We start from the raw sequence: 12,622 nt of genomic DNA on the forward strand, positions 1-12,622 counted from the left end.
ACCGGTCCTTGGCCCGGCGTCGACGGGTGTCTGCCAGCCACCGCGGCGGCGCGTCGGCGGCGCGTCGGAGGCGGGGGACGGTGGGGACGTTGGTCCCAGGTAGGATGGACCTCCGTTCCCTCCATGCACGACCCGAGCATGCTGCCGCGGCCGCCGGGACGCGGGCAGGCTCGTGCCATGAGTCTGGAGACCACGGTGAAYCCGCTCCCGGCGGAGCGAGGCGCCTCGGCCTCGGCGCCAGCGGTGGCGCCGACGGTGGCGTCGGGGCCTCCTGCCAGGGTCGTCGAGACGGCGCGGTCCGTGCTCGTCTTCCTTGGAGATCGTGTCTTCAAGGTCAAGAAGCCGGTCGACCTCGGTGCCGTGGATTTCCGCGGCAGGCAGGCGCGGTTGGCCGCCTGCGAGGCCGAGGTGAGACTCAATCGTCGCCTCGCGCCCGACGTCTACCTCGGCGTCGCCGATGTCATCGGACCGGACGGGGAGCCCTGCGACCACATGGTCGTGATGCGGCGACTACCCGAGGCGCGCCGGCTGTCGACGCTTGCCGAAGGTGGCACCGAGGTCAGGGCGGAGATCCACGCCCTCACCCGGGTGCTGGTCGACTTCCACGCCCGGTGTGAGACCTCGTCCCGGATCGCCGAGGCAGGTGGCCTGGACCGTCTGCGTGGGCGGTGGGACGCCTGCTTCGCCCGGGTACAGCGTGACCATGGCGCGGCGGTGAGCGCCAGCATCCTCGACCATGTGAACCGTCTCGCCGTGCGGTACCTCGACGGCCGCGACGAGCTCCTGCGGGAGCGGCGCGAGGCCGGGCGGATCCGCGACGGGCACGGCGATCTGTCCGCCGCGGACATCTTCTGCCTCGACGACGGGCCCAGGGTGCTCGACTGCCTGGAGTTCGAACCCGGGCTGCGGGCGGCCGACGTCCTCGCGGACGCCTGCGCCCTGGCAGCCGACCTCGAGTGGYTCGGACGCCGCGATCTCGCCCGGCTCTTCCTCGATCACTACCGTGAGATGGCTGGTGAGACCCATCCTCGGTCGCTCGAGGATTTCTACTGGGCGCTGGCCGCGCTGGGGCGCTGCCAGGCGGCGTGCCAGCGTGTCGCGGCCGGCGAGAACGCGGCGGCGGAGGCGCGGGCCTTCGCTGACCTGGCACTGGCCCGGTTGCGCTGGGGCCGGGTCCGACTCGTGCTGGTCGGCGGCCAGCGCGGCACCGGGAAGTCCACGCTCGCCGGCGGGCTCGCCGGCACGGWGCGGTGGACCGTGCTCCGCTTCGACGACGCCGCGGCGGACCTGGCGGCCTCGGCCAACCGTCACGATCTCGCGGCGGGGGGATGGGCAGATGCGGGGGGATGGGTACCGGCCGACGACGTCGACGCGGTCCACCAGGAACTGCTGCGCCAGGCCGGCACAGCGCTGCGCCGCGGCGAGTCCGTCGTGGTCGACGCACCGTGGAACCGGCACAGCCAGCGCGCGCAAGCGGCCGATGTCGCTCGCCGTGCCTTCGCGGACCTGGTGCAACTGCGCTGCACGGCCCCGCCCGATCTCGCGGCAACCCGTACCGACCGGCGTTCCCCGGCAACCACCGCGGCAACCAGCGCCACAGGGTCCGTCGGCCTTGGCCGTCTCGCCGACACCGTCTCCCGGATCGAACCCTGGCCGGAAGCCAAGATCATCGATACGGCGGTGGCCATCGCCGAGTCGCTGCACAACGCCCGCCGCGCCGCGGCCTGATCGGCACGCGAAGCGATGTTCCGCAGTGCTCTGGGTGCTCTGGGTGTTTCGGGTGCTCTGGGTGTTTCGGGGAAGACCGGATGGCCCGGGAGCGGCCACCGCCGAGCGCGGGTAACGCATCGACAGCTGATGGGGATCGCCAATGCGTCCGCGGCAACCGAACCGGTTCTAGTACTGTTCGGGCGTGGGCATGGAAACTGGGTCCGCAGCCAGCCAGAAGCGGGCGGGAACGGACCCTTCGTCGGTCTCTTCGTCGGTCTCTTCGACGGGCTCACCGACGAGCGAGAACCTGACTTTCCCGCTCGTCGCGCGGCTCGAACTCGATGAACTGCTGACGCAGCTGGTTGACCGGGCCCAGGATGTGCTGGCCACGCAGAGCCGGTTGCGCGGGCTGCTGGCGGCGAGTCGGGCCATCGCCACGGACCTGCGGCTGCCGGTGCTGCTCAGGCACATCGTGGAGGCGGCGTGCGAGCTGCTGGACGCCCGGTACGGGGCGCTGGGCGTCGTCGCGCCGGACCGCACCCTGGAGGAGTTCGTCCACGCCGGCATGGACCCGCGGGACGTCGACCGAATCGGTCATCTGCCCACCGGCCACGGGGTGCTCGGTCTACTGATCGATGATCCTCGGCCGCGTCGCCTCGACGACATCTCCCGTGACCCGAGTGCGTATGGCTTCCCCCCCGGCCATCCGCCGATGAGGACCTTCCTCGGCGTACCTATCACCGTGYGCGGCGAGGTGTTCGGCAACCTCTATCTGACCGAGAAACGCGGCGGCACGGCCTTTACCGCCGAGGACGAGGAACTCGCGCTCGCCTTGGCCGCCAGCGCCGGTGTCGCGATCGAGAACGCCCGGCTGTTCCACGACACCCAGCAGCGGCACCGGTGGATGAGCGCGTCCGCCGACGTGACCCGCCAGATCATGGCCGATGCCGACGGCGCCCTCGAGTCTGTTGCGGAACGCGTCCGCACGGTCGCCGACGCGGAGTTCGTCTCCATCGTCCTGCGCGACGAGGAGGCCGGCAGCGCGCGGGTCGCCGTCGCCGTCACCGTCGGAGCGGACACCGTTTCCGGCGCCGGTCAGCGGATACCTCTCGACGGCACCCTCACCGGTCGGGTGATGGCCGAGCAGCAGCCGTTGCGCGTGGAGGACGCGCAGCTTGACGCCCTCCCCGAGGAACGGGACGCCGCCACCGGCCCCCTGATCGTCCTCCCGATGGTCGCCGGCACCGACCACGTGTCCGGAGTGCTGCTTGTCGGTCGAAACCGGGGGAAGCGTCCCTTCAGCGACACCGATCTCGCCAGTGCCGCGAGCTTCGCGGGCAACGTCGCGATCACTCTGGAACTGGCGCGGGTCAAGGCCGACCGGGAGCGGTTGGTGGTCCTGGCCGACCGTGGTCGCATCGCCCGTGACCTGCATGACCACGTCATCCAGCGGATGTTCGCCGTTGCGCTCGGCTTGCAGGACATCGCCCAGTACGAACGTCCATCGAACGCCGAGCGCATCAACCAGTACGTCGAGGACCTTGATGTTACGATCAAGGACATTCGGCGGTCGATCTTCGAGCTGCGTGCCAGCGGCGCGTCCAAGCGAAGCCGACTGCACGCCGCGATCGACCGGATCGCCGAGGACGTGCGTCCGGCCCTCGGCTTCACGCCGACCGTCCGCTACTCCGGACCGCTCGAAACCGTGATCGGTGACGATCTCGCCGACCAGGTGATCGCTGTCGCCCGGGAGTCGTTGACCAATGCGGCGCGGCATTCGCAGGCCGGGACCGTCGAGCTCCGTATCGGCGTGGCCGGCGAGTCGGTGGTCGTCGACGTGATCGACGACGGTGTCGGCATAGGTCCCGGCGGCCGGCGCAGCGGGTTGGACAACCTCCGGACCCGGGCYGAGCAGCTCGGCGGATCTTTCACCCTCACCACACCGGCAGGCGGGGGCACCCACCTGCACTGGGCTGCGCCCCTGTGACACTGGGCCGCGCCCCTGTGACACTGGGCTGCGCCCCTGTGACACTGGGCTGCGCCCCTGTGACACTGGGCCGCGCCCCTGCGCGGGGAGACCGTTGGTCCGCTGAGGGGGGACGATCGGCCCATGTGACCAGGCGGCAGCCGCGGGATGGTTGACTCATGAACCTTCCCGTGAATCTCCCCGCCCTTCGCCTGTCCCGCTCGATGCCAGCTCCGGCGTCAGCCGCGGAGAACGGCACAGCGGCTGCGGGCACGCACCGACCGTACCGGGCGATCGAACCGGGCAGTCGGTCCTGCTGCTGCCCCTCCGAACCGGTGGCGCAGGCGATATTTGTCCCCGGTGACACGCGTTCCCATGAGGTCGAGGTGCTGTTGTGCGCCCATCACCTKCGGTGCAGCGCGTCGACACTGAGGTCGTTGGGCGTCGCCGTCTACGACCGGCAGGGGAACCCGATCGAGGACACGGCCACGCTGTTCGGCCGGGACCGCTGACCCTCGGTTCGGCTGACCCGTCGGGTTCGCGTGAACGACTGAACAATGATCCGTCGTCGCTGATTCCGCCAGGTTGTCAGGTTGTGTCATCAGGTCCCATGGCCTCGCGTCGACGCCAAGGAAGGCGGTGACACATGAAATGGATGACAGCGGATGGTCATCTCATCGAGGAGACGGTCGTCAAGGCCGGTCCCGAGCGTCCGGCACGAGTCCTGCGGGTGACCCGGCAGGAGCGTGCGGTCGGCCAGTATGCGTGCTGGGCCGATCTGATCGTCAATATTGATGTTCGGCGGATGACCGAAGTCGAATGAATGACCTGTTATTGGTGCAGGACTGAGCACGGGTCTGAGATGTCGAGGGCCACTGAGTTCTCCCCGCGAGGCGCCGTTCTGGAGGTCGTCCGTGTGCAACTTTCCGGCTGCAGAATCCTGGGACGAGACCGATCTCGCGGCCTGTGTGATCGGGGGCGTGAGAGAGAACGCCCATCGTCTGGGGGTATTCTGGCGGTCGCATCCCGCGACTCCCGGTTCGAGCGGAGACTGGGTGGAGGTGGTCGATATCGGCGCCGGCCGGCTCGCCATCTGCGTCGGCGACGCGGCCGGACACGGCGAGCAGGCCGCGAGGTTCGCGCGACGGTTTCGGGAGGCGATGCGCCGGCACCTGCTCGCGGGTGAGGAGCCCGAGGCGACCATGCATCGCACGATGAACGATATCGCTGGACCCGGCGATATCGGGGAAATGTTTGCTACCGCTTTTCTCGCCGTCGTCGATGCCCGGTCAGGCCAGGTGGTCTACGTCAACGCCGGGCATCCGCCCGCCCTGCACCTGCCCGGGTCCGCGGCTGGCGGCGGCAGCTGCGCCCGCGAGCCACGGTCGCTCGGTCCGACCGGGCCCATCCTGTCTGACCTTTTCGCCGGAAGCGAGATCTGGTCGTCCCGATCGCTGACCATGGACGTCGGAGACCGCCTACTGCTGTACACCGACGGCATCAGCGAGGCGCGCGACGCGCACGGCACACAGTTCGGGACGGAATCCCTGTCCGCCGGCCGGATCGGAACCGACTCGCCTGACACGTTGCTTGACCGCCTTTTCGCGCAGCTCGCCATCCATGCGCACGGGGTCGACGGGGACGACCGCACGATGGCGATCCTGGCCCGCGATCCACTGGTCGCCCCCGCCGCCGGCTACTCACCGCGCTGTCGGGCCGCGGAGAGGACCCTGGCAGCTGACGGGGCGTCGCGAAGCAGCATTGAGAAGCAGCCTGGTCGGGAGAGACGAGGTCCGTCATGTTCGCGGTACGAATTCACGGGTTCGGCGGTCAGGGYGTGCTGACCATCGCCGAGCTGTTGACCATCGCGGCAGTTACGGAGGGTCGCTACGGACAGGCATCCATGGCCGGCGGGCCGGAACACATCGGCCACCCTACGGTCGCCTGCTGCCGGATCGACGACGATCCATTGCCCGGGTGGGAACCGGTCGTGTTCCCGGATGCGGTCATCGTCCGGGACGCGGCGCTGCTGCACGTCTCCGACGTGTTCCATGGACTCGGGGCGGATGGGTTCATCCTGCTCGACTCGAGCACGCGACCTTGACGATTTCGGGCTGCCCAGGCTCACCCGGTACCGGCCCGAGCGGACGATCAGCATGCCCGCCAGCGAGATCGCCCAGCGTGAGCTGGGGCATCCGCTACCGAACACGGCTCTGCTCGGTGGCTTTGCCGCGTTGACCGGAATCGTTTCGATCATCGCGGTCGAGACGGCCATCCGGGAGCGGTTCGCCGGTCGGCTCGCGGACGACGGCATCGAGGCGGCTCGGGACGCCTTTGCGTTCGTCCGCTACACCGAGCGGCGCAGGGCCGGGCTTCTGCCGGTAGCCCAGGCCCAGGAATGAGCCTGGGAGCCGGCAGGCCGGCGGCGGAGGTCCAGGTCAGCCGACCTGTGACCTGCTCGACCGTGCGCAGGCCGCGGCCGACGATGGCGGTCTTCTCCACCGGGAAACCAAGGTCGGAAAGTTGGTCGACGGCCCTCTCGGCCTCGCTGTAGGTGTCGAAGGTGGCCACCACCTGCTGCGGCTCGCCTACCCGGTCCACCGGGGTCCCGCCCGGAGCATCATCGAAGCGCGGGTTCCCGCGGTGGAGAAGACCCATCCGAGGCGGAGGCGACCCGGGGCCGAAAGGTGATCCGGGGCCGAAAGGTGATCCGGGGCCGAAAGGTGATCCGGGGCCGAAAGGTGATCCGAGGTCAGAAGATGATGGTGTGTCCTTCGCGGGATGCGTCGGTGGCGGTGTAGGCGACGCCGTCGACTTTCAGACCGTCCTGATCAAGCAGGGTGATGATGCCGCCCCGGTTGCCCAGCCCGACCGGGGGTGCGAGCGGGATCCGCACGGTGTCCCCGGCTGGCAGGTTGGTGGGCGGAAGGGGGAAACGGTGCCGACCGCTGTCGATGATCGTCCAACCGGTGAGGTCGACGGGCCCTGGGGTGGTGTTGAGCAGGGTGACGGACTCGGCTTCCGGTGCCGGTCCGATGGGGTTGACCAGGGCGGCGACGATGCGCAGGCGCCGGTCGGGTTCCCCGGGGGCTGGTTGGCCGCCCGGTCCGGCCGATGGAACGGCGCGCAGGGTGTGGCCGGTCGTGTCGTCGGTGTGCCAGGCCTGGCTCTGGAAGGCCAGGAACAGTGCTGTCCAGCGGCCCGCGGTGGGGAAGTGGAAGAGCAGGGCACCGTCCTGCCAGCTGCCGTCGTCGGCGATGAAGCGACCGCTGTTGCCCTGGTTCATGTGGACGTCATGCACGCCGTTGCCGGGTACGAAGCCAAAGATCTTGTCTGGTTTCGTGGGCTCGGGCCCCCATCGCTGGCCGAAGGCGTAAATGTGGCTGGTCGGATCGGCGGTCGCACGCTGGACGTGGTGGTCGAGGCGGTCGGCGAGGTCGTTGTCCGGGCCGGGGCGGTCGGGGGGGAGCGCGTGCAGCCCGGTGCGATCGAACAGGTTGCCCCGGACGAAGTCCAGGGCGAGACCGCCGGGCCTGGACTTCAGGGGGGTGAACCCGTCGGGCAGGTCAACGAGGCGGTCGAGGATCGGATGGTGGAACTCCTCGACCGCGATGTACAGCAGTTCGGACGGGGGCTGGGCGGACAGAACGTTTACGGCGACTCGGAAAGAGCCACCACCCTCGACGTGTATCTGGTAGTGCGGGCTGTCGTGCCCGCCCTCCCTGCGCCGGTCGAGTAGCCGGCCTTTCAAGACGCCGTAGCCTGCCAGCGGCATAACATTTCCCCGATTTCCGCGGCGATGAAAAGATCCGGCTGAACGATATCATTCCCGTCTGGCCAGGCGGGTGCGGCGGGGGGAGCTCACCTATCGGTTGGTCTGCGGTCACCCAACGGTGATGCGGGCCGCCTGCGGGCCGGCGGCCGACCCCCATCATGGAGGGACGGTCATGAAAAGGCGGTGATTCATGGTCGGCGTGGCGCCCGGGCGGTTACCGCCGGAGTGTCTCCAGGCGGGATACAAGGTCCGTAGGCGGCGGCATGTCGCGCATTTCCCGGCGTGTCTCGCCTACGGCGAGATCAGGGTCGGCGACGATCTCATCCCGGCCGACCTACGGGCCAGGCCGCTCGCCGCTCCCGGCTGAGGGCGAGGGTCGCCGCGTGCAGCCCGGCCATGCCGTGTACCCCGGCGCCGGGAGGGGTGGCGGCGGAACACAGGTAGACGCTGGGCAGCGGCGTCGCCCAGGGGCGTGGCGAGAGCACCGGCCGGGCGACCAACTGGCGCAGGTCGGCGGTGCCACCGCCGATGTCGCCGCCGATCTCGTTGGCGTTGTGCGCCTCCAGCGCCGTCGGTCCCATCACGTGGCGGGCGAGCACCCGGTCGCGGAATCCGGGGGCGAAGCGTTCGACCTGGGACTCGAGCGCGTCGGTCATGTCGACGCTGGAGCCCAGTGGGACATGGCAGTAGGCCCACCCGGTGTGCCGGCCGGCCGGGGCGCGGCTCGGGTCGGCGGCGCACGCCTGAACGAACAGTACGAACGGCCGGTCTGGATGGTGGCCGCGGGCGACGGCCCGCTCGGCCGCGGCGATCTCGGCGAGCGTGCCGCCCAGGTGCACGGTCGCCGCCCCGGCGACCGCCGGATCGCGCCAGGGCACCGGTCCGTCGAGCGCCCAGTCAATCTTGAAAACTCCCGGTCCGTACCGGTATCGGCCGAGCGCGGCGCGGTAGCGGCCGGGCAGCGCGGCGTCGGCGACCGCGAGCACCTGGCGAGGGGTGAGATCGAGCAGCACGGCCCGCGCGGGCGGCAGTTCCGACAGGCTGGTCACCGGGGCGCCGGTGACCAGTTCGCCGCCGAGTTCGCGCAGCCGGGCGACCAGGGCCTCCGCCAGTGATGATGATCCACCGACGGCTACCGGCCAGCCGACCTGGTGCGCGAGCACCCCGAGGAACAGCCCGTAGCCTGCGGTGACCGGGCGATGTAAATCGATCATGGAATGGGCGGCGAGCCCGGCGAACAGCGCTCGCGCCGCCTCACCGCGCAGCGCGGCGCGGGCGAGCGCGGTCGCGGACCACAGCCCGCGCACGCCGAACCGGGCGAGGGTCAGGGGCGCGGCGGGCGGCAGGTCGAACGGTGCCAGCACGCCCTCGGCCAGCCGCGAGCCGTCGGACGCCAGCGGGCCGACCAGCCGGCGCCAGCCGGAATCGACGCCGTCCCGGTCGGCGAGGCCCGCCGCGGTGGCGTCGAGGTCGCGGCGCAGCAGCGCCGCCGGGCCGTCGTCGAGCGGGTGGGCGAGCGGCACCGGCGGATGCGCCCACCGAAGCCCCTCGGTCGGGGTCGGGCCTGCGGTGGGGGTCGGGTCCGCGTAGGACGCCGGGTTCGCGGAGGACGTCGGGTTCGCGGAGGACGTCGGGCCTGTGCCGAAGGCGCGCAGTGCGGGGGAGGCGAGCGCGAGCGGCAGGACGGTTGCGCACACGTCGTGCCGGAAGCCGGACAGCGTCAGCTCTTCTGTTCGCAGCCCACCACCGGGAGTGCCCGCGGCCTCCCGGACGAGTACCCGCCAGCCGGCCTCGGCCAGCGTCAGGGCGGCGGTCAGCCCGTTTGGACCGGCCCCGACGATCACCGCGTCGAAGCTGTCCGTGCTCACGGTGCACCTCTTCCATGCGGATTCCAGGCACGATCGTGCCGCCGCCGGGCATCGAGCCCGAACGTGATGCCCGCCCGAACGTGATGCCCGCCCGAACGTGATGCCCGCCCGTCCGGCCGCGACCCGGGGCCGCCGTCGCGCCGCTGGTCCGAGCCCAGGAGCAGATGCCACAGAAGGTGTCCAGCGTCACGCATAAATGGGGCGTCTGTCACAGAGGGAAACTCGGCTGTGGACTCGCACGTTGAGATCTGTGCATCATTAGTCACTTTCCGTTTCTGCGGGTCCAGGGTGGGCGTCGGATGTGGTCGGACCGCGGTGTCCGACGGGCGCCGGCAAACCGTCGCCAATGGTCACACTTCGGGGCCGATCTCCGACGAGACACCCGTCCCGCCGCATCGAACTCGAGGAGGATGCCATGACCGCTTCGGTTTCCCCGCCGTCACCGTCCCGGCACAGCCATTCGCCGCCCATGTCCGGGTCCACCGCCAAGAACGTGCGCCGGACCCGGGGTGACCACAACCCCCTGCGCCCCGATCTCCAGGCCTCCCTGGTCGTGTTCGTCGTGGCGTTGCCCCTGTCGCTGGGCATCGCCGTCGCCTCGGGGGCGCCGGTCGCAGCGGGTCTCCTCGCCGCGGTGATCGGCGGCGTCGTCGCCGGCGCCCTCGGCGGTGCGCCGTTGCAGGTGAGCGGGCCGGCCGCCGGGCTGACCGTCATCGTCGCCGACCTCGTCCACACCTACGGGTGGCGCGTTACCTGTCTGATCACCGCAGGGGCCGGGATTCTGCAGATCCTGCTCGGGCTCTGCCGGGTCGCCCGCGCCTCCCTGGCCGTCTCGCCGGCCATCGTCCACGGGATGCTCGGCGGCATCGGGCTGACGATCGTCCTCGGCCAGTTCCACGTGGTGCTGGGCGGACAGGCCGAGAGTCACGCCTGGGAGAACGTCGCGGCAGTGCCCGAGGCGATCATCGATCCGCACGGTTTCGCGACCCTCGTCGGCTTCGTCACCATCGCCACGATCCTGCTCTGGCCCCGGTTGCCGAAGAGGCTGCCGAACGCCGTCCGAGCCATCCCCGCCTATCTCGCGGCGGTCGTGACGGGCACCCTGCTCGCTGCCGTCGCGGGCTTCGACCTGCCCAGGGTCGACCTGCCCTCGTCCCTGTTCGACGCGGTCGCCCTGCCGGGCCTCCCACACGGCGACTGGTCCGGCATCGCGCTGGGCGTCGTCACCGTGGCCATCGTCGCCAGCGTCGAGTCCCTGCTCTCGGCCGTCGCGGTGGACCAGCTTGCCACCACCCGAGGCTGGCGGGGGCCGCGCGTCGACCTCGACCGCGAGCTGCTCGGGCAGGGCTCGGCGAACCTCGTCTCGGGCCTGGCCGGCGGGTTGCCGATCACCGGGGTGATCGTGCGCAGCTCCACCAACGTCGCCTCCGGCGGGCGTACCCGGAAGTCTGCCGTCCTGCACGGCGTCTGGGTGCTGCTGTTCGCCGTGTTCCTGGGCCGCATGGTGGAGTGGGTCCCGCTGTCCGCCCTCGCCGGCCTGCTCGTCGTCGTCGGTGCGCGGCTGGTCAACGTCGCGCATCTGCGCCACGTCCGCCGGCACGGGGAGCTGCCCGTCTACCTGGTGACAATCGTCGGTGTCGTCGCCCTCGACCTCCTGCAGGGCGTCGCCCTGGGTCTGCTCACCGCGCTCGCCCTGGTCCTGCGCCGGGTGCTGTGGTCGAGTGTCCGGCTGGTCCGCACCGGCGAGCTCTGGCAGGTGGAGGTCGAGGGGACGCTGAGCTTCCTGTCCCTGCCCCGCCTCGCGCGGATCCTGGGCCGTATCCCCGCCGGTGCCCCCGTCTCGATCGAACTCATCGTCGACTACCTTGATCACGCCGCCTATGAGCATCTGCGTGGCTGGTGCGCGAACCACGAGGCGTCCGGCGGGACGGTGAGCGTCGACGAGATCGGCCAGGTCTGGTTCCGCCGGCCGGCCGAGGTCGCGGAGCAACGGCGCCGCACCGTCGTCCCGCACCTCCCGCGCTGGTTCGCGCCCTGGTCGCAGTGGCAGGAACTGGAACTCGCCTCGTCATCGTCTGATTCCCCTTCGTCTGATTCCCCTTCGTCGGGATCGCGGTCTTCGGATTCCCAGCCCGCCGGCGTCACTCCGCCGGCGATCCACCCAGTCCAGGGCCCGGACCCGGCGGCGTCGGTGCCGGCGCAGGCCTCCCCCGACCGGACATTCGACCACGTCAGCACGATGCTGTTCGGGGTGAACGAGTTCCACCGGCGGGCCGCCCCGCTCCTGCGGGGCACCTTCGACGCGCTCGCCGGGGGACAGCAGCCCGGCGCCCTGTTCCTCACCTGCGCCGACTCCCGCATTGTTCCCAACATCATCACCAGCAGCGGTCCCGGCGACCTGTTCACGATCCGTAATGTCGGGAACATCGTCCCGGTGGACGACCCCGCCGGATCCGACCCGGACGCGCCCTTGCGGCGCAGTGGTGACCTGTCGGTGACCGCCGCGCTGGACTACGCCGTCGACGTCCTGCGGGTGCCCTCGCTCGTGGTGTGCGGCCACTCCGGCTGTGGCGCCATGCAGGCGTTGCTGTCCGGCACGCTCGACGGCGCACCCGACTCGGCCCTGGCGGGCTGGCTGTCGCACGCCGCCGCCTCGCTTGAGCGGACGCCCCCCGCCGGCACGGAGGATCTGCCCCCGGTGGAAAGGCTGGGCCGCGCCAACGTGGCGCAGCAGTTGGAGAACCTGCGCGCGCATCCGGCCGTGCGCCGTGCCCTGGCACGCGGCACGCTGGAACTCGTCGGCCTGTACTTCGACATCGCCGACGCGCGCATCTGGGTGCTCGAGGAGTCGACCGGCCGGTTCGTCGACCCGATGGACGCGTTGCCGACGGCGGTCATCGGGACCGGCTCGCGTCGCCGGTGGGACGCACCGGTGCGGGTGCCCGCACCCATGGTCGCGGTCGGCGCGGGTCCTGCCGACGAGCAACCGCCGCCCGCCGGCCGGCGGGCCCGGTGGCTCGGCCTGCCGCGGTAGTGCCGCAGCGGTGAAGGGCCGCCGATCGCCCGGGGCCCTGGATCCCAGGATCCGGGATCCAGGGATCCGAGGTGCTGACCCCGCGGATGCACCGATGGTCGGCGACGTCGACCGTTTGATGACGTCGACTGTTTGATGACAGAGAGTTGCCGAGGGTTAGGCGCGGTTTCAAGACCGGAGACCGTTACCAACCCTCGGCGATTCGCCGTCGCGCCAGTTCGCCGTCGCGCCAGTTCGCCGTCGCGCCAGTTCGCCGTCGCGCCAGTTCG

Annotated in this window: 10 protein-coding genes and 1 pseudogene; 8 read left to right on the forward strand and 3 right to left on the reverse strand. The window is 70.8% G+C overall.

The window, feature by feature from the left end:
- Positions 1-177: 177 nt before the first annotated feature.
- The 7 genes from KBI5_RS20430 to KBI5_RS28495 all read left to right on the forward strand — a co-directional run bounded on the left by KBI5_RS20430 (position 178) and on the right by KBI5_RS28495 (position 6,078).
- On the forward strand, positions 178-1,728 hold the full coding sequence (locus tag KBI5_RS20430) for an AAA family ATPase (protein ID WP_085016157.1): 1,551 nt from the start codon (positions 178-180) through the stop codon (positions 1,726-1,728).
- Positions 1,729-1,918: 190 nt separating this feature from the next.
- Complete coding sequence (locus KBI5_RS20435) at positions 1,919-3,697, forward strand: GAF domain-containing protein (protein ID WP_085016154.1); 1,779 nt, start codon at positions 1,919-1,921, stop codon at positions 3,695-3,697.
- A gap of 158 nt (positions 3,698-3,855) precedes the next feature.
- The gene (locus tag KBI5_RS20440) at positions 3,856-4,188 is read left to right on the forward strand and encodes a hypothetical protein (RefSeq protein WP_011437635.1); all 333 of its coding nucleotides are present in this window, start codon (positions 3,856-3,858) and stop codon (positions 4,186-4,188) included.
- A gap of 134 nt (positions 4,189-4,322) precedes the next feature.
- Positions 4,323-4,499: a hypothetical protein gene (locus tag KBI5_RS26530; RefSeq protein WP_023842049.1), complete on the forward strand. Its 177-nt coding sequence runs from the start codon at positions 4,323-4,325 to the stop codon at positions 4,497-4,499.
- A gap of 232 nt (positions 4,500-4,731) precedes the next feature.
- Positions 4,732-5,520, forward strand: coding sequence for a PP2C family protein-serine/threonine phosphatase (locus KBI5_RS20445; protein ID WP_241883046.1), 789 nt, complete (start codon positions 4,732-4,734; stop codon positions 5,518-5,520).
- The gene (locus KBI5_RS28490) at positions 5,514-5,780 is read left to right on the forward strand and encodes a 2-oxoacid:acceptor oxidoreductase family protein (RefSeq protein WP_277870122.1); all 267 of its coding nucleotides are present in this window, start codon (positions 5,514-5,516) and stop codon (positions 5,778-5,780) included. Before KBI5_RS20445 ends, KBI5_RS28490 begins: the two co-directional genes overlap by 7 nt.
- Before the next feature lie 52 nt (positions 5,781-5,832).
- Complete coding sequence (locus tag KBI5_RS28495) at positions 5,833-6,078, forward strand: 2-oxoacid:acceptor oxidoreductase family protein (protein WP_277870123.1); 246 nt, start codon at positions 5,833-5,835, stop codon at positions 6,076-6,078.
- A 31-nt stretch (positions 6,079-6,109) separates the two neighbouring features.
- On the opposite strand, the pseudogene KBI5_RS28855 reads toward KBI5_RS28495, so the two are convergent.
- From KBI5_RS28855 to KBI5_RS20465, 3 genes and pseudogenes are all read right to left on the reverse strand, one after another.
- Positions 6,110-6,250 (reverse strand): annotated as a pseudogene (locus KBI5_RS28855) (general stress protein); the annotation flags it as partial.
- Positions 6,251-6,428: 178 nt separating this feature from the next.
- Positions 6,429-7,451 (reverse strand): DUF2278 family protein, encoded by a 1,023-nt coding sequence (locus tag KBI5_RS20460; RefSeq protein WP_011437632.1) that lies wholly within the window; start codon positions 7,449-7,451, stop codon positions 6,429-6,431.
- A gap of 320 nt (positions 7,452-7,771) precedes the next feature.
- Entirely contained in the window at positions 7,772-9,319 is a 1,548-nt protein-coding gene (locus KBI5_RS20465; protein WP_085016156.1) for an NAD(P)/FAD-dependent oxidoreductase, read from the reverse strand.
- A gap of 415 nt (positions 9,320-9,734) precedes the next feature.
- Between KBI5_RS20465 and KBI5_RS20470 the strand changes: the two genes are divergently transcribed.
- Positions 9,735-12,353, forward strand: coding sequence for a bifunctional SulP family inorganic anion transporter/carbonic anhydrase (locus tag KBI5_RS20470; protein ID WP_023842047.1), 2,619 nt, complete (start codon positions 9,735-9,737; stop codon positions 12,351-12,353).
- The last annotated feature ends 269 nt before the right edge of the window (positions 12,354-12,622 follow it).

Source organism: Frankia sp. KB5 (assembly GCF_002099325.1).
GTDB lineage: Bacteria > Actinomycetota > Actinomycetes > Frankiales > Frankiaceae > Frankia > Frankia casuarinae.